The organism is Corynebacterium suranareeae (assembly GCF_002355155.1).
GTDB lineage: Bacteria > Actinomycetota > Actinomycetes > Mycobacteriales > Mycobacteriaceae > Corynebacterium > Corynebacterium suranareeae.
Genome location: NZ_AP017369.1, coordinates 3,010,948 through 3,033,746, shown reverse-complemented (window position 1 = coordinate 3,033,746; position 22,799 = coordinate 3,010,948). Strand labels below are relative to the sequence as shown.

Here is a 22,799-nt window from a genome sequence, read left to right as displayed (position 1 = left end):
AACCTTTTAGCCCTGCGTCTTAGAAATGGCCGCAGGGCTAGATTTTAAACTATCTAAGTGGCAACAATTCCTATGTTAACCTGTGGATATGCAGATCTCCGCTAGTGAACTCGGCCCGCTGGTAAACCCGCATTGGTCCCCGAGCAATCTGAATGTTATCGCGGGTCCTAATGGCTCCGGTAAGACATATTTAGCGCATGCAATTTACCTACTGATAAAAGGATTGTCGTGGAACCCTCAGCGTGCTGTTTTTCAAACAGCGAGCGTCTTGGATGATCTTGCGTTGCAACTGGTTGACAATAAAAGAGCTGTACTGGACAGGGATGAACTAGTTAGCCTTGTAAAGACATTGGTAGAGCAGCAGGCTTTGCAATCAGCATGGCCGTTTATGAATTATCTCAAGAGTAATTCTGATATGGCAGATCTCCCATTGCGGATTTCTGTAGACGAAAATGACATAGAAGATGTTCTGTTTAAAAGCAGCCAACGAAGAAGTATCCCTGTTAAAACTGGAGCAGGTGAAGTGCAGTGCGTCTTAGAGATCTCTGCTTCGGAACGAAACGCTACTTTGGCTTTAAGTTCGCTTGACCAGGATTCAGGGACTGAGTTCCCCGACGGGAGTATACCGACAGACGTCAGGCAAATTAATCGTTGTATAGGAATTCTGCTTGGGGTTTCTTTTTCAGGAACGGTTCCGCCTCCATATATTTTAAGTGCAGAACGAACTGGTATTAGTTTATTTCAGCAGGATATTGACTACGGCAGGTCGCTTCTAGTCGAAGAATTTCGAATCGAGGGAGAGAAAGCCTTAAACGGAGTTTCTTCAGCCATTTGGTCTCCTGCAATCGAGGACAATTTCAACACGTTCCGTTCTTTAAATAGGAAACGAAACAATAGAAGTTTCCTCGTGGATGAACATCCCGAAATCTTAAGGCTTTTTGATGCCATGGTCTCGGGTCGCTTCGTAGAAAGTGATGGGGAATTCAAGTTTGCACCCGATGGCGCAACAGGTTCCATACCGCTTACTTCTACCTCGAGTACCGTGCGTGCCCTTTTTGAATTAGGGGAATTCCTTCGTCACAGTGCTAAAAAAGGGCAGTGGTTAATTATTGACGAACCAGAGCTTAATCTTCATCCGCATAACCAAATACTGATGGGCAGGTTGCTTGCTGCATTATCCAACGCAGGTCTTAAGATTTTGGTGACCACACACAGTGACTATATTGTCAGGGAACTATCCATCCTTGTGATGCTGAAACAACGAGACCAGATCGCCCTTCCAGATGGTTACGCATCAGAGTATGTGCTTTCCCCTGAGTCGGTGAGAGTTGATTACACCGAAGTAGAGGGGGATTCTCGACGCTTTAAACTTCATTCGGTCGACGTCACAGTTGAGGACGGAATTGCCACTCCATTTTTCGATGAGGCGATTCGCAAACAGAATGATGTGTTCGAAGAGGTTATGTGGGGATGAGCGCGCTATCTAAATTTGTGGCGAGGCTAGCTGATTTATTGAAGGAAGATTCTTTATTTTTAGCTAGTGAGCTCACTGATGATGATGGCTTACTAGTTCTTACAGAAGATGAAGTCGGGCAGCCTGTAAGAAAGATTAAACTCAAGGATGTTCCTGCGGAAGCACGGGTTATTAAGATTGACAATTTCGATCTTAACGGCCGCTTCGTGCAAACCGGCGGTGGCTCTGATCTGGGGAAAAGGTGCGACTATGTCATTGTTGATGCTCAGAACTCGAAGATTCTGCTCATTGAGCTGAAACTCGGGACCAAGAGCAGTGGTGACCGGCAACAAGTAGTGTCACAGCTTAAAGGCGGACGCGCAGTAATTGACTATTTGTTGGCACTGATAGCGCACTTTCACAATGAAAATATTGAAGTAAGCTCACCACAATTTCGATATGCCTGGATTACATATCGGGAGTCCACGAGCCAGAAATCTGCGTCGCGTGACAATGGTCGTGATATTGATTCACCACTGCGGATTAAAAATGCTCAGAAGCGGCCGTATAGCTATAAGAAAATGGTTAGGTGATGCCTGCGAAGCTCCAGCTTTTAAGATTGGAGCTTCGCAGGATACCGCTAGAGCCCCTAGTTGTAGAGCATGCCGCCGTCGACAAGCATGACTTGCCCGGTGACATAGTTGGAGTTTTCAGAAGCTAGGAACGAAACCAGTCCGGCTACATCTTCTGGTACTGATGGTCGGCCCAATGCGATCGAGGAGGAGTACTCCTTGAAGTTCTCACCGATTGGCTTGCCGTTGATCTTGGAAAGCTCGGCATCGATTTGCTCCCACATTCCGGTGCCCACGATGCCAGGCGCGTAGGCGTTGACGGTGTGACCCTTGGGTGCGAGTTCTTGCGCCGCTGCCTGAGTTAGACCACGAACCGCGAACTTTGTGGTGGAGTATGCGCCAAGGATTGGGAAACCCTGGATGGCTGCGATGGATGCGGCATTGATGATCTTGCCTTTTACACCAAGCTCATCGAACTTTCGGGCAGCTGCCTGAATACCAAAAAATACACTGAAAACGTTGACGGAGTAGATCTGCTTGAGATCGTCTTCGGTGACTTCCAATAGTGGCTTGATTTGTGCGATGCCGGCATTGTTGACCAGGACATCGAAACCACCGAGCTCTTTTGCTGCTTGATCCACTGCGCTGTCAAAGTTGGATTTATCCGTGACATCAAGACCAATGAAAATGGCCTTTTGGCCTGCATCTTCAACCAACTTGATGGTTTCTGCAGCTTGTTGTTCTTGTTGGGGCAGATCTGCGATTGCGATATCAAATCCGTCTGCTGCCAACTTTTGGGCAATTCCTTGACCGATGCCCTGTGCGCCACCGGTAACCATTGCTACTTTGCTCATGACACTGCCTCTTGCTTCCTTAAAATTAGGTTTCCAAGATTTTCCAGGCCTGCACCGTAAATCGAACCGTTGAAGGCCCTTGAGTAGCCACCTTAGGTCAACCAAAGTAATTCTGCACGGATGATGTGATACAGATTATGCTGGCACGCATGGGACTGAATTATCGGAAAATTATCAAGACCGGAAAAGACAGTTGGTTGAATGTATCCAAGTCTGGAGTTTCAGGTTCGAAGCGCATTGGGCCGGTGACTATTAATTCGCGAGGTGGAATTTCCGTGAAGTTGCCTGGTGGTCTGAATTATCGCGGCAGATGGAAGAAATAGCTACTTCTTACAGCCAAGTGAATAGCCTGGATCTATCGGCATGATGGCGTCGATACCAATGGAAGTTTCGGGCTTGGGTTTCCGCGCCGTCAGTAGTTTGTTAAAGCCAGTGAGCAAGAGCTGATCTGAAGTACATGTTGGATCATTCAAATCTATTTCAATAAGGCCTGCTTGGTTATCTTCATCTGCGTGAACAACAACGTAAGCACGGCTCGAATCGAAAGTAATAGAAATTGGATGCTTGCCACCCAAGTCAATGGGTTGTGCGTAGATGACCTTCCCTCCAGGGATGTTTATGCGGGTCAGCATGCCGGATGAAGAAAACACGAAGTAGTCCTCGCCGGAAACTACACCGAACCGGCCACGGTCTGCTGCTTCAAAAGCAGGTAATTTTCCGATGGACTCGGCAGGGCTTAGCTGGTCTTTTACATAGATGACGTCTTCTTCCGAAACTATATAAGCGCTTGGATCGTCGCAGGACAGAATAATTGGGGCGTAGGGGCGCTCAGAAAAATTCCACTCAACATCAATTTCATCAAGTTGTCCGTCAGCTTGGAGTGTCACGATGCGTGCTGAACCTGGACCCGTTGGATCTTCCATTCCGCGGTCAGGGAAATATTCGACCCACCGTGTGGATCCGTCATCACATGCAGTAAGCGAGAAGTGCCGCTGATCTGTCACCGTAGTAGTTGATGTTTTCTCAGTTGCTGAAACGATGCGGTGTCGATATGGAGCCTCAGCTGTTCCTTCATTGAAGGAGAAAGCAACAGATTTATGTAGTGGAGATTGAGCTGATTGGGACTGTGTTCCGGCACCGAGTCCAGCCACTTCGTGTCGAAAAACTTCCTCCAATGAAGCGTCGAAAACTGCAAGGGAATCTCTATCCGGTGCGATGAATCTGCTTCCTAAACGGTGCATAGATGGAAAAGAAGTGGGAGCGAGTTCGTGGAAAATTCCTCCCGTTCCATCGGCGGATAAAGCGAAGAGATTTGCTGAGTTATTCGGACTTAGGTTTTTAAATGGATCGCTGGAGATGCCGATGAATACGGGATTATCTATGGTTTCAGGTTCTGTGGGGGCGCTACAACCAACAGCAACAACGCTGACTATTCCCGCAGTGAGTGCAGTGAGCATGGCAAACTTACGACGAGAGAAACCAGACATGACTTAAACCTACTGTTTTTTACAGTCGCGCAGTTCTTATCGTGGCAGATGGAAATAACCAGCTTCGTTTTGTTCCGCGAGTCCATCATCAAGAAGCGAAAACAGAGCTCGGGAACGTTGCGCATCATCGGGCCACACCACATCAATCGCAGATAGTGGCACAGGTTCGGTGGCGTTGCGCAGCACATCCATGATCAGGCCACGGACTTGTCGGTCGGTTCCCACAAATTTCTGCACGCGCTTTTTCGCCGAAGCCAGCTCTTCTTCGCTGGGAGAAGGACAGCCAAGTTTTTGCCATTCGCACTGGTCAAGCAGCGGGCAGGTGTCACACTTTGGGGAAGTAGCCGTGCAGATAAGAGCACCCAACTCCATTATTGCGGCAGAGAATTCTGGGGCGTGAGTGTTGGGAAGGAGGAGGGAGACGTCGATAAGCTCTTGCTTTTTCGCAGGCCCGGCAAGGTAGCGCCCGGCTACGGCGCGCTGGTACACGCGACGCACGTTCGTATCGACCACCGGCACGCGCTGCCCAAAATGAAACGCAGCAACCGCGCGCGCCGTGTAATCGCCGATGCCCGGCAACGCGAGCAGCGCCTCCACCGTATCCGGCACCTGGCCAGAATGCTTTTCGACGATCACCTCCGCACATTCCTTCAACCTCAGCGCCCTACGTGGATAGCCCAACTTGCCCCACGCCCGCAAAATCTCATCGGTGCTCGCATTCGCGAAATCTTCCGGAGTGGGCCATTTTTCCATCCACTCACGCCAAATCGGCTCGACTCGCGCGACGGGAGTTTGCTGGCTCATCACCTCTGAAAGAAGAATTCCCCACGCTGAAGTATTGGGCTCACGCCACGCAAGATCGCGGGCATTTGCTCTAAACCAGGAGAGCAAGGCTGATTGAAAAGCGGTAAATGACATGTCGAAGATAATTGTACTGCCCAGCGCATTAGGTCATACGTCACACCGGGTGGAAGAATAAAGCATATGCCTTTGCGTAATGTTGATAGAACTCCACCCGCAGTATGGGAAGCCCTGCTTGCCGGAAACGAAAGATTCATCAGTTTCAACGAAGATCGACCAAACCAGGACGCCCCGCGCAGAAGAGAACTTCGCACAGGACAAACCCCTGCAGCCGTTGTGATCTCCTGCTCTGACTCTCGCGTCCCAGTTGAAATTATTTTCGACGTCGGCCTCGGCGACCTCTTCGTTGTGCGCACCGCCGGCGAAATCCTTGACCAGGCAGTTTTCGCATCAATTGAATACGCAATCGAAGCAATCGGTGTACCACTGGTTATTGTCATGGGCCACGAATCCTGCGGTGCTGTCGCTGCAACCGCCGAGGCTCTCGACGGTGGTGAAATTCCAGGCGGTTACCAGCGCGTGTTGATCGAAAAAGTAGCCCCATCAATCTTGGAAGCAAAAGCCGAAGGACTAAGCACCATCCAGGATTTCGAAGAGCACCACGTCGTTGCAACCGTGAACCAGATTTTGTCCCGATCCCCAGAAATCAAAAACAAAGTTGATTCCGGTGAGGTTGGAATCATTGGTTTGCGCTACCGACTCTCCGATGGGCGTACCGAACCGGTAATTAGCAAGAACGTCGGCTAATTTTTAGTTGGTTTCAGGCGTGGCACTAAGTGGCATGCCTAAAATCACGTTTTCATCACTCCAACTTTGCTAATAAGAGCGATTCGGTTGGGACGGTATCTAAAAACCGTCATATACGACCAAATCCATAGGCACTCCAGGGGTTCTTGGTCGCCTGTGCCGGTTAGTGGACATTGATACCGGCATATGAGACCAAAACTTCCACTGCAGCAAGCCTTCTTGGTCACCAGGTGAAGTGATATGCAAAATCCGATTTTGAGGCCAGAAAAAGTGACGCCACAGATTCGTTTGTAAGCCTCTCACAGACCCCGGTTGATACAAATACTCATGTGGAAATTACGGTCGCTTAAATGGCTCGTATGGGGTGTGAGCATTCGGGGCCATAAATCGGTTGTCTTACACAACACGCCCGGAACGCTAATCCGCTGTACACGTTGATGAAAGTAATAGAGTGTTCTGTGTGGGAACGCCGAGACATAATGAAGTCATCTACAAGCGCCGTCGCATGGCAGCGCTCCTAGTTCTGCTCGTCGTGATTGCCTTAATTATCTGGGCAGTTGTCGCGCTTCGGGGTGGATCATCAGAGGCAGAGGAGGAGCAGCCAACTAACGCAGTGGAGACCTCTGCGATGGAAACTTCGACGACAGAAACCTCGTCGGTGGAAGAAACCACCACCACTGCTGCTGCTACTACTACTGCAGAAGAAACTTCAAGTGAAGATCCTTCCGAAACAACTACAGCCGCAGCTGATGCGAAAAAGACCTGTGAGCTTAGCGATTTGGTGGTTTCCGCAAGCACAAGCCAGCCAACCTATACCGGCACTGCACAGCCAGAATTGTTCATGACTGTGCATAATCCAACGGCTGCTGATTGCGAAATCAACCTTGAAGAAGAAGTACTGCGTTTCGAGGTATACAACCTTGCAACCAATGCGCGTATTTGGTCCGATGTCGATTGCAATCCTGCAGTAGAAAATGGAACTAGTGTGTTCCCAGCTGGTGAAGACCGCTATTTCCAAGCAACGTGGTCTCGTACCAACTCTGCACCAGGACAGTGCGATAACCGTGCTGCTGTCCCAGCTGGAGCGTATTTCCTGCACACTGTTATTGGAAGCAACCCTTCACAAGCAGTGACGTTCAACTTAGCTTAAACGGCCAAGCCCATCGGTAATGTGACGTGCCCACAGCGATCCCACTCCATCAACTGCACTAATGTCATCGACCGAGGCGTTTAAAAGGGCATCAAGGTTTCCGAATTCTAAGACGAGTTTGTCCATCAAGAATTTCTGCACACGTGGAATGCGGCTTAGCGTGCGATAACCTCGAGGAGCTACTGGCTCATCGAGGGCTTCCTCTGTCGGAGGTAGTCCAAGAATACGAGCGATATTTGCTGGTTTGAGCAGCGCTTTGTCATCTAAATATGAGATAGCATCTAATGCTGCAGAGATTTCCTCATCGGCAGGGATGCCATCGGTGACAAGATAATCCGCAATGATTGATTCGCGTTCGCGGTCATTATCGCCACGCAATTCGCTGAGTTGGATCTGAATCTGTTTGGCGTCTTTACCCAACTCGAGCACATTGCCATCAATGGATTCACCAACTCTGCGTAGCATTTCTTCGCGCTGGATCACCGAGACAACATCAATCACAGTGACATAGCTATGTAGTTCAGCGAGGTGGAGTCGGTTGTTTACCTGATCGAGGCGATCACGGTAGCGTTCCATTGTTCCCAAGGCTTGATTAGCTCGGTTCAGCAATGTTGCTGGTTGCTCTAACATGTGAGCTTTGCCTTCGACATACAAAGTAATGGTGTTTTGTGATTCCGAAACAGCAATCACCGGCACACCGGTATGAAGTGCTGTGCGTTCAGCGGAACGGTGGCGGGTACCGGATTCTTGGGTTGGCCACGTTGGGGAGGGGAGAAGCTGGACATTGGCACGTTTAATGCGCTCTATATCTGAGGACAAAATGACAGCCCCGTCCATTTTGCATAGCTCGCGGAGCCTGGTGGCAGCGAACGGGACGTCGAATTCAAAACCGCCATCACAAATCGAAGTTACATTTTCATCATCACCGATGACAATTAACGCGCCGGTATGTCCGCGCACGATTCGATCCAATGCATCACGAAGAGGGGTGCCAGGTGCAAGTCGTTGCAATGTGCCTTTGAGAGTGTGCACATCCTGAGTTCCAGCCGCATTGACATCTGGGGTGGTTCCAGGCGTGGAAGTTGGTGTCATGACCTATAACCTTACCGCTGACAGTGCTTCAGCTAGAGTCGACGCTTCAAAGACTTTCAATCCAGTCTGTTTAAGCCCAGAGCCTGCAGGAACGACTGCTTTTTCATAACCCAATCGTTCAGCTTCAGCAAGCCTACGGTCAACGTTGGGGACACGTCGGATTTCTCCTGCTAGGCCGACTTCACCAAGCACGACTGTTTTATCTGGCAGTGGTTTCTTAGCTAAAGCTGAAGCTGTGGCAAGTGCGACAGCTAGGTCAGTTGCAGGTTCACCAACTTTCATGCCTCCGACTGTTGCTACGTAGGCATCTTTTCCTTGGGTTTGTCGGCCTGCTCTTGCGGATAACACCGCAAGGACCATGGGGACCCGATTAGCGTCAAGCCCCGTGACGACCCTGCGGGGATTCTTGGAGGGGGCGTCGACAAGCAAGCTTTGGACCTCTGCCAGCAGCGGGCGTACGCCATCCATGGCGACGGTGACTGCGGTGCCGTCGGGGGTCGATCCGCGGTGGGAGAGGAAGAGGCCGGAGGGGTCGGGGACTTCTTTGATGCCGTCGGATTGTTGTTCGAAGCAGCCGACTTCATCGGTGGCGCCGAAGCGGTTTTTGATGCCGCGAAGCATTCTTAAAGACGAGTGGCGATCGCCTTCGAAGTTGAGGACGACATCAACGAGGTGCTCCAGAACGCGAGGACCTGCGACGTTGCCGTCTTTGGTGACGTGACCGACAAGCAGAATGGGGATTCCGGAAGTCTTAGCAAGGGTTGTCAGTGCGGCGGTAACGGCACGGGATTGTGCGACACCGCCGGCAACGCCTTCGACTCCAGCGGCGTGCATGGTTTGCACCGAGTCCACGATGAGCAGGCTAGGTTTTACCTCATTGACATGGCCGAAAACCACGTCCAGATTGGACTCCGCAGCAAGATACAACGTGTCTTTGACAGCTGCGGTGCGCTCCGCGCGAAGCCGCACCTGGCCAGCTGATTCCTCAGCAGTGACATATAGAGCGGTCCGGGTGCCATCGCCTTCCTTCATAGATGCCCACCGGCTAGCAACCTCCAACAGCAATGTGGATTTACCGACACCAGGCTCACCGGCCATCAACACCACAGACCCCGGCACAATGCCATTTCCTAACACACGGTCGAGCTCACCGATACCCGTGGAAATGCTTGTGGCCTGGGACGCAACGATTTTTCCGATGGGTACCGCCGGGGACGTAGGCGTAAGCCCTACCGGTGCAGCACCTGAAACGGCAGCACGAGCCGCACCACCGGATTCCCCGACGGTGCGTTCCTCCATGGAACCCCAAGAACCACATTCAGGGCAGCGCCCCAACCACTTTGGGCTGGAATAACCACATTCAGAACACTCGTGTACGCTGCGAACCTTTTTTGCCATGCCCCCTACCTTAAACGGTGGGGTGGACATGAAGGGAAACGGTGTTCGAAAACGCTTTCAAACATCCATTAGAGTGGATCTTTTTCTGCAGTTAACGTTTTGCTCTGAAATCTACCGCACCTGTCGTCAGAAACACACGTCGATTATCCCAGGTACCTCTGTCCGATACAACGTTTGATCCCTTACTCCGAATCACGTCGCGAATGATAGACCGCATTTCACTTTGATCTACTCTGCTATGACGATTAGTAGCTTTTAGACGAGATTTCTTTGATTTCTTAATCTTTGAAGTACTCCAGTACATGGAGAACTTCTTCTGCAATGATTCGGGATGGTCACCATCGAAGCTTCGAAGATTTCGCCAGCGATTCAGATCAGCTTGGCGTAACTCTAATACTTCCTTGAACTTGAGGAGTTTTGGTTTTTCCTTTTCATTGTCTGGGCCATTGAACACGTGATTCCAAAGACTTCGGTATCGGTAGAAATCTTCTTCTAAGAACTGAAGTGCTTCAAGCGTAAACTCTTTTGTTTTCTTAGAAGGCTCGGTTTTAAGCGTATCTTCTTTTAGCTTCTTTGAGCCGACAGTGGATGCCTTGGATGTTTTCTTTGGACCCCCCAGCTCACCTGTATCGGGCTGTTTGTTCTTTGGTTTAAGCTTTATGGGCTTAAAAGTACCCGCCTCAATTTTTTCAAGGAGCTCTAGCAAGACCTGCCCATAACCTTGCAAGAGGTCAAGATCTCTTTTGAAGTGAGAAGCAGATAACTTAGCAGACGGATCATCAGCTTTGGCATTGTCAATGAACCAGTTTTGGATTCCTGCCCGGTGGTTTTTTCGAATGTTGTCTAAGTGAAGTCGGATTTGTTGGTGCGAGTATTTTCCCCGGTGGGCATCGGGAACAAATTTTTCAGTATCTGCTATTTGGCTGCGAACCAGTAGTTTTGCAGTTTGAATCTGAAGTTGGAAGGAATCATTGAAGTTATCGGAACCAGGGGATTCACTATTTTGGGGAATGGTGATATCGGTTGATTCCCTGCGTGCTTTTTCTTCAGTTAGTTTAGCTAAAATCGCTTCCCAAGCTTCCTCGATCACAGCTTCTTCCCACTGAAAAAATTCAATCTTTAGCTCGTCTACCGCATCGTTGAATACCGCTGCTTCTTCTTCGACCGTAATTAATGAGCTAGTTAGATGGAGATCTAAGTCTGATTCGTTTTCAACGGCGTAAAGGTTTCTAAGTGACCTATGGAGTGACGAGATTCGTTCTTCAAAAAGATCGTCAATTACAGCCTGAAACTCTTTCGTAAATTCTTTTACTTTCCCGGTTAATTGATCTGCAAATTTGATAGGCATGATCTAAAGATAAAAGACGGGGTGGACATCATGCAGGGATATTCGAAATTACACACGGAAAAACCGCCCACTTCCAACAGATCGTCGGAGACGGGCGGTTTAAAAAGCTTTGGGATGCCTAGTGGTGGCTAGACTCAGAGCCTGCACCTACCTGGCGGTTTTCTACACCTGCTTCAAGAACAGGTGCGGAAACGGTGGCGTCGATGGTGATGGTGCCGGTGTCGAAGACGAACTCAACTGGAACGACTCCGCCGTATGCGAAACCTGGGTTCTCAAGAGAAGTTGCTACGTGCTGGATGCAGCCAACCTCAGGTTCCTCGAGCAGATCAAGTTCAGACTGGATGTCTGCGACGAGGGAGCAGTTGCGCTCGATTGGCTCTGCGTCGTCGATCTCTACCTCTTCGCCGTCAACGGTGACGGACTCAAGAGTGTGAGAAGTGTGGGTGGTGTCCTGGTTGATGGCGGTGAACTTTACTCCAGCTTCGCCTTCGGTGGTGAGGTGCACGGTTACGTCACGCACCAGAACTGGGTCGTTCGCGGAGCCTGCCTGGTTGCCATCAACTGCTGCAACCTGGCTTGAGGTCTGGGTGACCTGTCCGGCACTGCAGGATGCAAGCGCAAGAGCTGACGCAGCAGCCACGGTCACGAGCGCGCCACGACGGGCAGCCAAGTTCAGGGACTTCACGGATTCGTCCTCCATTGGTTTTAAGAAATTCCAGGAATCATCCAGAAAAATCTGGATATACTGCTCACAACCCTAGTCCGTTTACGCGCATTCACACAGTCGGTTGATTAAACGGAGGGTGTAAACGGGGGCAAACAAAAGGGGCATAAATCTTAAATAGGGATTGTTAAGGGGTGGAGGGGAGCGTCGAAAAGCAATTTTTTTAATTGCTTTTTAGGGGGAGCCGGACGGTGAATTTTGCACCTTTGCCGAGGCCTGCGGATTCTGCGGTGAGTGTGCCGCCTTGGGCTTCGATGAGTGCGCGGGAGATGGTGAGGCCGATTCCGGAGCCGGATTGATCATCGGAGTCAGAACGTTTGGCTCGGAAGTAGCGTTCAAAAACGTATTTGAGGTGCTCAGGGGCTATGCCCTCACCGCTGTCGAGGACTTCAATGATCACTGTTTCTGTGCCTTGGCGTAACACGTTGACTTGAACTTTTTCGCCCGCAGGGGTGTGGCGTAAGGCATTGGAAAGCAGATTGGCCATGACTTGGGCGAAGCGCTGGCTATCGACGCGGATCAGCTCGGTGGAATCACTACCGGTGACTTCTAAAGCCACGCCTTTTTCTTGGTACGCGCTCGCAGCTGCACCAGCGGCATTGTGAATTAGCCCACCAATGGCAACAGTGCTGTAGACCAGATCAAAACGGTGCTCTTGGGCGCGGGAGACGTCATCGAGATCAGAAGTGAGCCGGGATAAACGCCCAAGTTGTTCAGCGAAGACAGCATGCGTGTCCGCGTCCCACTCCACCATTCCATCTTGGAGGCCATCGATATATACCAAAAGCACCGACAGGGGTGTGTTCATTTCATGGGAAAGATCAGAGAGCATATTTCGGCGTAGTTCTTCTGTGTGCTCCAATTGATCGGCCATGGAATTAAAAGCAAGGGAAAGGGAAGCGACCTCTTTATCCACATCGGAAATAGGAACACGCACCTGATAATCGCCAGAACTCATAGCTGTTGCTGCACGAGAAAGTTGCCACAACGGCTGACCAAGGCGGTGGGAAAGCCAAAAACTCACCCCGATGGAGCTCAAAATCGCAGTAGGTAACGCCGCAGCCAGCGCGATGTAGTTGGCGTCCCGATAAGCCTCCTGAATGTGGAAATCTGTTTGGCGAGGATCAAGAGGGCCAGAAAGATCAAGATGAGAATTAAAAATTGCTGGCCCCACAAGTGCTGCGACAACTAACGCTGCAAGTAAACTGATTAACACCACAGCAAGCTGAGCAGACAGCAACCTAAAAGTCAGACTTTGGCGGGCAGGGATCAGAGCAGTCATTTGAACGCCATCCGGTAGCCAACTCCACGAATAGTATCGATGAAATGCGAACCAGGAGCAGGTTTTTCCAGCTTACGGCGCAAATTACCAATGTGAACATCAACGATGCGTTCATCACCAACCCACGTGGTATCCCACACCTGGCTAACTAAATCGCGCCGGGATACTGCCTCACCCGGTTTATGCATGAGAGCTTGAAGCAGCTCAAACTCAGTGCGAGTCAGTGTTACCCCAACACCTTTAACTGTGACTTCATGAGCCAACGTATCTAATTCAATGGTGCCGTGGGTGAGCGTCATACCGTTTTGGATTGTCTCATCAATTTTTCGAGGTCTGCGCATCACCGACTGAATGCGAATGACAAGTTCACGGATATTAAACGGCTTGGTGATGTAATCATCGGCCCCAATTTCCAAACCGGTAATGCGGTCACGCTCAGAACCCCTGGCAGTAAGCATCAAGATATAACAATCCGTAAATGCGCGGATTCGTTTGCAGACTTCCAAACCATCCAGCCCTGGCAAGCCAAGATCCAAAATAACCACATCGGGGCGTAAGTGAGCCACCTTATCTGGGGCGGAGGCACCATCGTGGATCGTGGTGGTATCGAAACCTGCCTTGCTTAAATACAGCGAAATCATGCGAGCAAGCGGGCGCTCATCTTCAACGATCAGCACCCTGCCGGATAGTGTTCCATCAAGAGCTGGGGAGGGGTTCGTCATGGTTTCAAGTATGGCCTTTTTAGGAAATGAAGAGCTAGTTTGTGTGATGTCGAATTTTGCGCGTGAGCGGTTTTAGGTGGTTAACGCCTGATGGCCTGTTTAAGCGACCTGAAAACTCGGAATGGGTATTTGTATCAATTAGCCTTCTAAAGGCCGTTAGAAGCGCTTCTGGGGAGGTATGACTTTTGGGGTTGGAGGCCAGAAATCAAGCCGGACCAAACCAGGAGACCCAAAATCTTTAAAACCTTAAATGCTGGGTCTCTGTGTTTGGTACCAAGCGCGATAAACCAAACTGGGAGACCCAGGATCTTAAAAAATCCGAAAACTGGGCACCCCAGTTTGGTCCCAAGCAGCCCAAGGCATGTCTGACGCGCAATGCGTGCATCAAGGTCGTCACACCAGTAACACCTGCCCCAAAATGCAACTTACATGGGAGGCCTCACCCTGCATAGTCGTTGAGCTTCGGCTGAAAGGGTGGGAGGGGGCGTCGAAAAGCGTTATCTTAGCGCTTTGGCGCGGTAAATATGGTAGAATCTCGTAGGTTAATGTCTGCCCTTAATCTTTAAGAGGCAAGCAGGGTGAAGTATAAATAGGTCGCTTGCATGGACAATGTAGGCACCATGGGCTGATTCTGAGGACCCAAGGATCCAAGGATCGGCCATTAGAAGGAGTGGGAATGGAATTCAAGGTCGGAGATACCGTTGTTTACCCGCACCACGGAGCTGCAGTTATTTCAGCCCTGGAACAGCGTGAAATGAATGGTGAGACGGTGGACTACCTGGTTCTCCAGATCAATCATTCCGATCTCGTGGTTCGCGTTCCTGCAAAGAACGCTGAGCTTGTTGGTGTGCGTGACGTCGTTGGTGAAGAAGGCCTGCAGAAGGTTTTCTCTGTCTTGCGTGAGATCGATGTTGAGGAGGCTGGAAACTGGTCTCGTCGGTACAAGGCAAACCAGGAGCGTCTGGCTTCGGGTGATGTGAACAAGGTTGCGGAAGTTGTTCGTGACTTGTGGCGTCGTGATCAGGACCGTGGTCTTTCCGCTGGTGAGAAGCGCATGCTGTCTAAGGCTCGTCAGGTGCTTGTTGGTGAGCTCGCGCTTGCTGAAACCGTGGATGATGAAAAAGCGGATGCGTTTTTGAACCAGGTTGATGAAACCATCGCTCGCCACCGCGCGGATCTGCTTGGTGATGAGGAAGAGAAGAAGGACGCATTCGACGACTTCGACGATGCTGATGTGGATCTGGATGATCTGAGCTTCGACGACGAAGACTAGAGTCACCATGTCATCTCGAATACCCGTCATCGCGCTGATTGCGGCGGCGGGGCGTGGCACTCGCCTCGGCGGACCGATCCCCAAAGCATTCGTTACGCTGCGGGAACGCACTCTTTTAGAGCGCTCGCTTCAAGCGATGCTGACCTCTGAAAGCATCGACGAAGCCATCATCCTTGTCAGCCCCGACATGGAAACGTACGCGCGCGATTTGCTGCGCAAACGCGGCCTTTTAGACAACCCTGAAGGGGTACGCGTGCGGCTCGTGCACGGCGGCGGGGAGCGCGCGGACTCGGTGTGGGCAGGACTCCAGGCAATTTTGCTTGACGACGCCACCCCCGATGCAATTGTGCTCATCCACGACAGCGCCCGAGCTTTAACCCCACCCGGCATGATTGCCCGTGTAGTGCGCAAAGTCCATGAAGGTGCAACCGCTGTTATTCCAGTTCTGCCAGTTGCAGACACCATCAAGCAGGTTTCCCCTGATGGTGGAGTGGTTGTAGATACCCCTAACCGGGCAGAACTTCGCGCAGTTCAAACCCCGCAGGGCTTTTTGTTATCAGAACTTGTTGCAGCGAATAAGAAATTCTTTGCAGATCCCAATCCAGGTTTTGTCCCAACCGACGATGCCAGCCTGATGGAGTGGTACGGCTCCGAAGTAGTCTGTGTCCAAGGTGATCCGATGGCGTTTAAAGTAACCACGCCCATCGATATGATGCTGGCACAACGCATCACCGATGAAGCCGAACCCACAATATTTGAGGTACCAGGTGACTAACCCAATAATCCCACGCGTTGGAATTGCAACCGATGCCCACCAAATCGAAGCCGGAAAACCTTGTTGGATTGCTTGCCTTCTCTTCGAAGATGTAGATGGATGCGAAGGCCATTCTGACGGTGATGTTGTAGCTCACGCAATTGTGGATGCTCTCCTTTCTGCCTCTGGCCTGGGAGATTTGGGTTCTTTCGTTGGTGTGGGACGCCCTGAATACGATGGTGTTTCGGGTACACAGTTGTTGACGGAAGTTCGGGAGCTTCTCTCGGCGCAAGGATACGTCATTGGAAATGTCGCCGCCCAACTGGTTGGCCAAACCCCCAAATTTGGACCCCGCCGCGAAGAAGCACAACAAGTGATCTCAGAAATCCTCGGTGCACCATGCTCACTGTCGGCCACCACCACCGATCACATGGGATTTACTGGACGTGGCGAAGGACGCGCATCGGTAGCAACTGCAGTCGTGTGGAAGGCTTAAGTACCGTGAGAAAGTATGTCCGCTAAACCTGCAGTGTGGAACCTTGTCGGGATAAGTGTGTTCGGAACTGCATCATTAGCAGCAATTCTTGATTTTCAGAAAGAGAATCCTGATTCGTGGGCTTTTGGGATGTGCGGAATAGTAACAGTCATTGCCATCGCGTGGGGATTATGCAATTACAAAAAGTCACCCAGATGGCTTCTACCCCGTGTCTATGCAGGTATAGCCACTCCCACTGTTATCTCATTTTTACTCGCTAATTCGGGCGGAAGCTTTTGGCTCAGTCTGTCCTGGTTGGTCTTTTTCCCCATCCTTTTAAGCGTCTGGCTTGGATCATGGGACCAGGGGAAGTCAGATACTTAAAAGTGATCTAGGATTTTCACTTGTACAATCAGAAGGCATGCCCAACTCGAAATCTCCTAGACTATGGAATGTTGCCGCAGCGATCTTCTTAGGTTTTTCGGCTAACCAGCGGGTTATGAGATTTAAGGACGACAACCTTGCACCTTCAATTTTGTGGGGTGCCACCGCATTAGTCGTCGGAGTGTTGGTGTGGGCTCTGTGGAATTACAAAAAGCCTCCTGGTTGGCTCATTCCACGTACTTTTGCGCTCTCAGCAGTACCTATTTTGATGCTTTATCTGGTGGCACAATCATGGACTAGTTTCTGGGTTGGGCTCATGCTCACGGTGATTTTGACATTAATTTTCAGTGGTTTCCTTCAGCCGTATGAGGATTCTAATAAAAGGACCAATAAAGCGAGGCATTAAGAAGTAATTTCTTAATGCCTCGATCAGGTGAATATTTATAGTAGGTTGCGCCTATTCACCACAATATTCGGCAATAAATCACGGCGGAATCCCTACATTGTCCTGAGTTCAAGCCAATGTAGGAATGTGCACCCAACCAAAAGCTACAGTCTCGTTTTGTTCAACAGCGATGGGGTTGCGTCAAGCAGGGTGCGGGTGTAGTCCTGCTGCGCATTGTTGAAGATCTCTGAGGTCGTGTTTTCCTCGATGATTTCTCCAGCGAGCATGACTGCGATGCGATCTGATACGTAGCGAACAGTGTTGATGTCGTGGGAGATGAATACCAATCCCAGACCGAGTTCGGTTTTTAGATCTAGCAGGAGGTTGAGAACCTGTGCGCGAACGGACACATCCAATGCGGAGGTTGGTTCATCGGCGACGATGATGTCTGGTTTCAAAGCTAGTGCTCGCGCAATGGCAACGCGTTGACGTTGACCACCTGAGACCTGGCGGGGCAACACTTCTAGGGCGGACTGTGGTAGGCCCACCATGGAGATGAGCTCAGAAACCCATTCGTTCCTTGAGGCTTCGTTGCCAACCTTATGTACGCGTAGGGGATCAAGAAGCTGCTCGCGTACCGTCAGCCGTGGGTTCAATGATGTTGCGGGATCCTGAAATACCACAGAGACAGAACTACCTAGTTGTTTTCGCTGGGCGCCGCGAAGTTTCATTGGTTTTCCTTTAAACAGCACCTCACCTGAAGTTACAGGTTGCAGGCCAACCATGACGCGGGCGAGGGTAGATTTACCACACCCTGATTCACCAACGATTCCTACAACTTCATCGCGGTAGGCCTTGAAGTTGATTTTTTTATTGGCATGGACTTTATCAGGACGAAACAGCTTTCCAGTACGCGTCTTGTGGATCACGTTGGTGTTTCGCAGCTCCAAGATGGGTTGCCTGGTGTCGTTTGCTGTGGTCATGGCTGTTCTCCCTTTGCTGCAAGAAGTTCATCGGTTGCTGCGTAGGCATGCTCGGTGCCTGCAATGGGTCGAAGGATTGGTTTTTGCTCGAGTCCAAGTTCTGGGAATTCTGAGCGAGGTGCAAAGCGGTCGCCTGCAACAAATTCCTTGGGTGATGGAACAGTGCCGGGGACTTGGTAGAGGCGGTCCACACCAGCTTCGATGGAGAGCACGGAACCGAGCAAACCACGGGTGTATTCGTGGCGGGGATCGATAAGGATTTCGCGGGTGGTGCCTTGCTCGACAACCTGACCTGCGTACATGACGGTGAGTTTGTGCACCAAGCGCGCGACCAAAGCCAAGTCATGGGAGACAAAGATCATGGCGAAGCCAAGCTTCTCGCGTAGTTCGTTGAGCAGATCCACCACCTGCTGTTGGACAGTGACATCCAATGCAGTAGTTGGCTCATCGGCAATGAGAAGGCGAGGGTTGCGGGTTAGAGCCATGGCGATAAGAACGCGCTGGCGTTGTCCACCAGAAAGTTCATGTGGATATGACTGCAAGGTACGTTTTGGATCGAGGCCAACAAGTTCCATGAGTTCTTCAGCACTGCGTTTGCCACCGCGACGCGTCAGTTGTTTCATCTGTGCACTGATCAGCATCGATGGGTTAAGTGATGAAAGCGCGTCTTGGTAAATCATGGCGATTTCATGGCCGCGCAAAGCATTGAGTTCATCTGGTTTGAGGGCCAGCAGGTTTTGTCCATTGAAGAGGATTTCGCCTTCGATCTTTGCAGTGGGTGGCAGCAGTCCCATGATGGACATTGCGGTAATTGATTTACCACAACCGGATTCACCCACGAGCCCCATGGTCTGGCCAGGAGCGACAGCGAAATTCACGCCATCAACAATGTTGATGTCCCCGTGAGCATTGGGGAAGGAAATTTTAAGATCGCGAACTTCTAACAGTGGGGTTGCATCGCCTTGGAAAACTAGCCTGTTGTTGGATTTGTTTTCACTGGCGGACAATGCGGCAAGTGATGCAAGCAGAGAAGCATTGGCTTCTTCACGGGACGTATGTCCAAGCACGATCCCAGAACCTGCTTTCGCACCTTCCTCTTCCTTCTTCAGTGCCTTCTTTGCAGAAGCAGATACTGGCTTTGGTTTCGGACTTGCCAAGGTATCGGTCAGACCTTCAGAAAGGATGTTCAGGCATAAAACAGTCAGCAGAATCATCAAACCGGGGAAGAATGTTGGCCACCATGCACCACTAAGTAGTAAGGCTTTGCCATCGGCAAGGATATTGCCCCATGACGGTGATGGTGGTTTCACACCAGCGTTAATGAAGGACAGGGATGCTTCAAAGACGATTGCATCGGCAACCAACACCGTGGCGAAAACAAGGATTGGTGCCATGCAGTTTCTGGCAACGTGCTTGATCAGGATGTGGGTGGTTGAAGCACCAATGACTTTGGAAGCATTGACGTAGTCTTCACCGAATTGGGACAAAATATTTGCACGCACGATGCGGGCAAGCTGTGGGGTATAGAGGAAAGCAATGGCAAACACGATCACTGGCACACCGTTGCCAAATACTGCTACGAATACAGCAGCTAATGCGATTCCTGGGAAGGACATAATCACATCGAGGATGCGCATGAGGATTTCAGAGATGGCTTTATTTGCTGTTGCAGCAATCGATCCCAAAATAGCTGCCACCAAGAGAGCCGAACCCGTGGCGAAAAGACCAATGATGAGTGAAGCTCTGGCGCCGTGAGCAACGCGGGAGAAAATATCGCGGCCGATTGCATCTGTGCCAAACCAGTGTTCACCGCTTGGAGCTTGAACCGGTGTGCCTGAAGCCAGTGGATCGTACTTGGCAATCAGCGGTGCAAAAATCGCGAGGAGGAAAATCAAGACTAGGAAAACTAGCGCGATTTTTGAAGTTGCTGGAAGAGCACGGAAGCCACCAAGGCGTGCACCGGGCTTGTTTTCTAAAGTGGTGGTGAGTTTACGGCGCATCTAGATGCTCCTAATACGCGGATTGACCAGGACGTAGAGCAAGTCCACGGCGATATTGACGATGATAAAGGCGATAGCGACAGTCAGGGTGACGCCTTGGACGAGGTACACATCATTGCGGGTCACACCATCTAGAATCAGCTGGCCCATTGCCTGGATGTTGAAGATGATCTCGATGATCACAGCACCACCCATGAGGTAACCAACGCGAAGACCAATCACGGTGATCGGAGTGATGAGCGCATTGCGGAGAACATTGCGGGCAACAACTTCAGTCTTGGGAATACCTGCACCAATTGCTGTGCGGACATAATCTTTATCTAGTTCCTCCACCATTGATGTGCGAACAACTCGGGCTAGGGAACCAGCCACTGGTACAGCTAGTGCGATGGCTGGAAGAGCAATGTTGTTGAAATAGGTGGCGGGATCTTCGCTGAATGGGACCCACCGAGTAACCAGTGCAGGGAAGAAACCCCACGCTCCAGGGATAGTGCCCAGCCACTGGATCAACAGGATAGCTAGCCAGAAAGACGGGGTTGCTAGTGCCGCGATGGATAGAACACGGATGATTTGATCAGGCCAGCGATCGCGGTACAACGCTGCGATCACACCCAGGACCAGGGCCAAAACGACTGCGATGATTAAGCCCCAGAAGGTCAATTGCAGAGTAATTGGGAAAGCTCGCGCAACCATGTCTGTGACAGCAACTCCACCACTGGATGTTCCTAAATCACCGTGCAGCATGCCGATGATGAAATCGACATAGCGCACCATCATGGGATCATTGAGTCCATTTGCTTCCCGGTAGGCTTCCAGCGCTGCAGGTGATGCGGACTCTCCTAGTGCTAGGCGGGCTGGGTCGGCGGGAGAAAAAGACATGACGATGAAAACCAGCAGGGTGACGCCAATAATCATGATCGGTAAAGCGATGAGCCGTCGGCCGATTAGTCTCAAAAGGTTGGACATAGTGGGGTATCGCGCTTTCGATGGTGCGTTAAAAACAATGCGTTAAAAATGCTGCTTTAAAGTTAAAGCTTTAAAAACTTGAAGCCCGGCGTGGCGCAGAATGCGGGCTACGCCGAGCTTGAAGTTGGCATTGGACTTAAAAATTATTCTGTGGTTGCTACACCGGAGAAGCTCAAGCCAGTGAGTGAAATTGGCTTGAAATCAACCAGTGAGTTGGGGTTCCACGCGGTTGGAACTTTGCGGTGGAACAGTGGGTAGAGGGGGACGTTTTCAGAAATCGCATCGAAGGTGCGGTTCCAAATGTCTTGTTGTTCTGCCTTGTCGGTGGAGCGGATACCTTCCTCGAGGAGGTTTTGTACCTGGTCGTAGGATTCGCTGCCTTTCCAGTGCATGCGGGTATCGGTCCATACGTCTCCTGCGTACCACCAGCGCATGAGGAGGTCGGGGTCGTTGCCGAATACGGATGGGTCGCCTGGTGCGACAACAACGTCAAAGGCGTTGGGGTTGCCGTCGATGGTGTTGTAGACATCGGCGGATTTACGTTCAGTGAAGTCCACGTTGATGCCAAGTGCGGTGAGGGATTCTTGGATCAATGGGGTGCAGTTTTTCACCCAGTCGTGATCGGTGCAGAGCAGGTTGATGCTTGACAGGCCGGTTTCAGCAAAGAGTGACTTGGCTTTGTCTGCGTCGAGGGAATATACCGTGGATGCTTCGTTGTAGTTGGGGTGTTCTTTTTGCACGAAGGAGGTCGCTGGGGTTGCTTGACCTGACATTCCCGTGGTGACAATTTTGTCCATGTCTAGTGCGTAGAGGAATGCTTGACGGTTGCGTACATCGTTGAACGGGTTGTTCTCGGAGCAGTTGAACATGGCGAATAGAAGTCCGAAACCTTGGACGGATTCTACGGTGCTGGAGGCTTCAAGTTGTGAGATCGACAGGTATGGAACGGAGTCGATCGCCATGGTGCTGCCGGACTGCAGGGAGTTGGTGCGGGTGGAGGCATCAGGGATGATTTGCCATTCCATTTTTGCTGCGCGTGCTGGGCGTGGTCCGGTGTAGTCATCGTTGCGTTCAAATTTAACGATCTTGGATGCGCCACCATTGTCGGTCATTTTGTATGGGCCGGAACCAATTGGGTTGGTATCAAATCCGGAAGCATCGGCTTCTACGGCTGCCTTGGGCACGATCTTGACCACGGCAAGGCGTTCGTTGAGGATTCCGGTTGCGTAGTCGAGGTCAAAGGTGACGGTGGTGTCATCCTTCTTGGTCACTGATTTGATGAATGGGATGAATGAGGCGTAGAGGGAGTTGTTGGCAGGATCCAAGACGCGTTCGAAGGAGAAGACCACGTCGTCTGCGGTGACTGCGTCGCCGTTGTGGAAGGTGGCGCCGTCGCGAAGCTTGATGTCTACGGAAGATGCATCGGATGAAGGCAGCTCGCTGGCTAGTGCTGCGTAGACCTCGCTGGTGGCGGGGTCAATTTCTGTTAGGCCTTCCATGGTGTGCCAGTTTGCGGCGACGGTGAGCGCGGAGGTGGTGGTCATAGGGTCGTAGCCGTTGGTTCCTAGTTCGTAGGAGATGGCTGCGGTGATGGTGCCTTCTTCGTTTGCTGTTCCGCTTCCTGCGTCAGCGGAGGTGGAGCCACTATTGCTGCTGGAGTCGGGGGCACAAGCTGCAAGTGTTGCGCCGATGCCAGCTGCGGCTCCGAGAATGCCGGTTGCTCGGAGGAAATTGCGGCGCGTTATTGATGTGCTCATGAGGTTCATCCTTTTTAAAAGAGGGGCCCGGATCTGCGATGATGTGTGACAATATGCCCATTGAAGAAAATGTGAGCGGTGTCATTGAATTGCTGTAAAGTCAATATACATCAGACATCAGACGTTTAGGAA

At 51.0% G+C, this 22,799-nt stretch carries 22 protein-coding genes; 9 read left to right on the top strand and 13 right to left on the bottom strand.

The window, feature by feature from the left end; genetic code table 11:
* Positions 1-88 precede the first annotated feature (88 nt).
* A complete protein-coding gene (locus N24_RS14005; RefSeq protein ID WP_096458391.1) occupies positions 89-1,474 on the top strand; it encodes an AAA family ATPase in 1,386 nt (461 codons plus the stop codon).
* Positions 1,471-2,046: a hypothetical protein gene (locus tag N24_RS14000; RefSeq protein WP_096458388.1), complete on the top strand. Its 576-nt coding sequence runs from the start codon at positions 1,471-1,473 to the stop codon at positions 2,044-2,046. Before N24_RS14005 ends, N24_RS14000 begins: the two co-directional genes overlap by 4 nt.
* A gap of 56 nt (positions 2,047-2,102) precedes the next feature.
* On the opposite strand, the gene N24_RS13995 is transcribed toward N24_RS14000, so the two are convergent.
* Positions 2,103-2,879, bottom strand: coding sequence for an acetoin reductase (locus tag N24_RS13995; RefSeq protein ID WP_096458385.1), 777 nt, complete (start codon positions 2,877-2,879; stop codon positions 2,103-2,105).
* Positions 2,880-3,028: 149 nt separating this feature from the next.
* Between N24_RS13995 and N24_RS13990 the strand changes: the two genes are divergently transcribed.
* The gene (locus N24_RS13990) at positions 3,029-3,202 is read left to right on the top strand and encodes a DUF4236 domain-containing protein (protein ID WP_020948639.1); all 174 of its coding nucleotides are present in this window, start codon (positions 3,029-3,031) and stop codon (positions 3,200-3,202) included.
* On the opposite strand, the gene N24_RS13985 is transcribed toward N24_RS13990, so the two are convergent.
* Entirely contained in the window at positions 3,203-4,366 is a 1,164-nt protein-coding gene (locus N24_RS13985) for a hypothetical protein (protein ID WP_096458382.1), read from the bottom strand. It abuts the gene before it with no gap.
* A gap of 36 nt (positions 4,367-4,402) precedes the next feature.
* Complete coding sequence (locus tag N24_RS13980; protein WP_096458379.1) at positions 4,403-5,284, bottom strand: HhH-GPD family protein; 882 nt, start codon at positions 5,282-5,284, stop codon at positions 4,403-4,405.
* 66 nt (positions 5,285-5,350) lie between these two features.
* Between N24_RS13980 and N24_RS13975 the strand changes: the two genes are divergently transcribed.
* The gene (locus N24_RS13975) at positions 5,351-5,974 is read left to right on the top strand and encodes a carbonic anhydrase (RefSeq protein ID WP_096458376.1); all 624 of its coding nucleotides are present in this window, start codon (positions 5,351-5,353) and stop codon (positions 5,972-5,974) included.
* A gap of 505 nt (positions 5,975-6,479) precedes the next feature.
* On the top strand, positions 6,480-7,124 hold the full coding sequence (locus N24_RS13970) for a hypothetical protein (RefSeq protein ID WP_167382196.1): 645 nt from the start codon (positions 6,480-6,482) through the stop codon (positions 7,122-7,124).
* On the opposite strand, the gene disA is transcribed toward N24_RS13970, so the two are convergent.
* From disA to N24_RS13940, 6 genes are all read right to left on the bottom strand, one after another.
* Positions 7,116-8,216, bottom strand: a complete 1,101-nt coding sequence (gene disA / locus N24_RS13965) for a DNA integrity scanning diadenylate cyclase DisA (RefSeq protein WP_096458370.1) — start codon at positions 8,214-8,216, stop codon at positions 7,116-7,118. The two genes, N24_RS13970 and disA, sit on opposite strands and share 9 nt — an antisense overlap.
* 3 nt (positions 8,217-8,219) lie before the next feature.
* Complete coding sequence (radA, locus tag N24_RS13960; RefSeq protein ID WP_096458367.1) at positions 8,220-9,614, bottom strand: DNA repair protein RadA; 1,395 nt, start codon at positions 9,612-9,614, stop codon at positions 8,220-8,222.
* A gap of 91 nt (positions 9,615-9,705) precedes the next feature.
* Entirely contained in the window at positions 9,706-10,962 is a 1,257-nt protein-coding gene (locus tag N24_RS13955; RefSeq protein ID WP_096458364.1) for a hypothetical protein, read from the bottom strand.
* A 118-nt stretch (positions 10,963-11,080) separates the two neighbouring features.
* Positions 11,081-11,662: a hypothetical protein gene (locus N24_RS13950; protein ID WP_096458361.1), complete on the bottom strand. Its 582-nt coding sequence runs from the start codon at positions 11,660-11,662 to the stop codon at positions 11,081-11,083.
* Between the two features lie 187 nt (positions 11,663-11,849).
* On the bottom strand, positions 11,850-12,968 hold the full coding sequence (locus tag N24_RS13945; protein ID WP_096458358.1) for a sensor histidine kinase: 1,119 nt from the start codon (positions 12,966-12,968) through the stop codon (positions 11,850-11,852).
* The gene (locus N24_RS13940) at positions 12,965-13,690 is read right to left on the bottom strand and encodes a response regulator transcription factor (protein ID WP_096458356.1); all 726 of its coding nucleotides are present in this window, start codon (positions 13,688-13,690) and stop codon (positions 12,965-12,967) included. The genes N24_RS13945 and N24_RS13940 overlap by 4 nt, the downstream gene beginning before the upstream one ends.
* Positions 13,691-14,366: 676 nt before the next feature.
* Between N24_RS13940 and N24_RS13935 the strand changes: the two genes are divergently transcribed.
* From N24_RS13935 to N24_RS13920, 4 genes are all read left to right on the top strand, one after another.
* Positions 14,367-14,963, top strand: a complete 597-nt coding sequence (locus N24_RS13935; RefSeq protein WP_096458353.1) for a CarD family transcriptional regulator — start codon at positions 14,367-14,369, stop codon at positions 14,961-14,963.
* A gap of 7 nt (positions 14,964-14,970) precedes the next feature.
* The gene (ispD, locus tag N24_RS13930) at positions 14,971-15,738 is read left to right on the top strand and encodes a 2-C-methyl-D-erythritol 4-phosphate cytidylyltransferase (RefSeq protein WP_096458350.1); all 768 of its coding nucleotides are present in this window, start codon (positions 14,971-14,973) and stop codon (positions 15,736-15,738) included.
* Positions 15,731-16,213: a 2-C-methyl-D-erythritol 2,4-cyclodiphosphate synthase gene (gene ispF / locus N24_RS13925; RefSeq protein ID WP_096458347.1), complete on the top strand. Its 483-nt coding sequence runs from the start codon at positions 15,731-15,733 to the stop codon at positions 16,211-16,213. The genes ispD and ispF overlap by 8 nt, the downstream gene beginning before the upstream one ends.
* Before the next feature lie 400 nt (positions 16,214-16,613).
* Positions 16,614-16,982: a hypothetical protein gene (locus N24_RS13920; protein ID WP_096458344.1), complete on the top strand. Its 369-nt coding sequence runs from the start codon at positions 16,614-16,616 to the stop codon at positions 16,980-16,982.
* Between the two features lie 143 nt (positions 16,983-17,125).
* Here N24_RS13920 and N24_RS13915 read toward each other — a convergent pair whose 3' ends face one another.
* The 4 genes from N24_RS13915 to N24_RS13900 form a co-directional block, all read right to left on the bottom strand.
* Positions 17,126-17,944: an ABC transporter ATP-binding protein gene (locus N24_RS13915; RefSeq protein WP_096458341.1), complete on the bottom strand. Its 819-nt coding sequence runs from the start codon at positions 17,942-17,944 to the stop codon at positions 17,126-17,128.
* A complete protein-coding gene (locus N24_RS13910; protein WP_096458338.1) occupies positions 17,941-19,944 on the bottom strand; it encodes a dipeptide/oligopeptide/nickel ABC transporter permease/ATP-binding protein in 2,004 nt (667 codons plus the stop codon). The genes N24_RS13915 and N24_RS13910 overlap by 4 nt, the downstream gene beginning before the upstream one ends.
* Entirely contained in the window at positions 19,945-20,910 is a 966-nt protein-coding gene (locus tag N24_RS13905; RefSeq protein WP_096458335.1) for an ABC transporter permease, read from the bottom strand.
* A 143-nt stretch (positions 20,911-21,053) separates the two neighbouring features.
* Positions 21,054-22,667 (bottom strand): ABC transporter substrate-binding protein, encoded by a 1,614-nt coding sequence (locus N24_RS13900; RefSeq protein ID WP_408607596.1) that lies wholly within the window; start codon positions 22,665-22,667, stop codon positions 21,054-21,056.
* Between the last annotated feature and the right edge of the window lie 132 nt (positions 22,668-22,799).

What these genes read in the sequence shown, in the direction of transcription:
- N24_RS14005 (WP_096458391.1), top strand. Translation starts at nt 89, where the DNA reads ATGCAGATCTCCGCTAGTGAACTCGGCCCGCTGGTAAACCCGCATTGG.
- N24_RS14000 (WP_096458388.1), top strand. Translation starts at nt 1,471, where the DNA reads ATGAGCGCGCTATCTAAATTTGTGGCGAGGCTAGCTGATTTATTGAAG.
- N24_RS13995 (WP_096458385.1), bottom strand. Translation starts at nt 2,879, where the DNA reads ATGAGCAAAGTAGCAATGGTTACCGGTGGCGCACAGGGCATCGGTCAA.
- N24_RS13990 (WP_020948639.1), top strand. Translation starts at nt 3,029, where the DNA reads ATGGGACTGAATTATCGGAAAATTATCAAGACCGGAAAAGACAGTTGG.
- N24_RS13985 (WP_096458382.1), bottom strand. Translation starts at nt 4,366, where the DNA reads ATGTCTGGTTTCTCTCGTCGTAAGTTTGCCATGCTCACTGCACTCACT.
- N24_RS13980 (WP_096458379.1), bottom strand. Translation starts at nt 5,284, where the DNA reads ATGTCATTTACCGCTTTTCAATCAGCCTTGCTCTCCTGGTTTAGAGCA.
- N24_RS13975 (WP_096458376.1), top strand. Translation starts at nt 5,351, where the DNA reads ATGCCTTTGCGTAATGTTGATAGAACTCCACCCGCAGTATGGGAAGCC.
- N24_RS13970 (WP_167382196.1), top strand. Translation starts at nt 6,480, where the DNA reads ATGGCAGCGCTCCTAGTTCTGCTCGTCGTGATTGCCTTAATTATCTGG.
- disA (WP_096458370.1), bottom strand. Translation starts at nt 8,216, where the DNA reads ATGACACCAACTTCCACGCCTGGAACCACCCCAGATGTCAATGCGGCT.
- radA (WP_096458367.1), bottom strand. Translation starts at nt 9,614, where the DNA reads ATGGCAAAAAAGGTTCGCAGCGTACACGAGTGTTCTGAATGTGGTTAT.
- N24_RS13955 (WP_096458364.1), bottom strand. Translation starts at nt 10,962, where the DNA reads ATGCCTATCAAATTTGCAGATCAATTAACCGGGAAAGTAAAAGAATTT.
- N24_RS13950 (WP_096458361.1), bottom strand. Translation starts at nt 11,662, where the DNA reads ATGGAGGACGAATCCGTGAAGTCCCTGAACTTGGCTGCCCGTCGTGGC.
- N24_RS13945 (WP_096458358.1), bottom strand. Translation starts at nt 12,968, where the DNA reads ATGACTGCTCTGATCCCTGCCCGCCAAAGTCTGACTTTTAGGTTGCTG.
- N24_RS13940 (WP_096458356.1), bottom strand. Translation starts at nt 13,690, where the DNA reads ATGACGAACCCCTCCCCAGCTCTTGATGGAACACTATCCGGCAGGGTG.
- N24_RS13935 (WP_096458353.1), top strand. Translation starts at nt 14,367, where the DNA reads ATGGAATTCAAGGTCGGAGATACCGTTGTTTACCCGCACCACGGAGCT.
- ispD (WP_096458350.1), top strand. Translation starts at nt 14,971, where the DNA reads ATGTCATCTCGAATACCCGTCATCGCGCTGATTGCGGCGGCGGGGCGT.
- N24_RS13920 (WP_096458344.1), top strand. Translation starts at nt 16,614, where the DNA reads ATGCCCAACTCGAAATCTCCTAGACTATGGAATGTTGCCGCAGCGATC.
- N24_RS13915 (WP_096458341.1), bottom strand. Translation starts at nt 17,944, where the DNA reads ATGACCACAGCAAACGACACCAGGCAACCCATCTTGGAGCTGCGAAAC.
- N24_RS13910 (WP_096458338.1), bottom strand. Translation starts at nt 19,944, where the DNA reads ATGCGCCGTAAACTCACCACCACTTTAGAAAACAAGCCCGGTGCACGC.
- N24_RS13905 (WP_096458335.1), bottom strand. Translation starts at nt 20,910, where the DNA reads ATGTCCAACCTTTTGAGACTAATCGGCCGACGGCTCATCGCTTTACCG.
- N24_RS13900 (WP_408607596.1), bottom strand. Translation starts at nt 22,667, where the DNA reads ATGAGCACATCAATAACGCGCCGCAATTTCCTCCGAGCAACCGGCATT.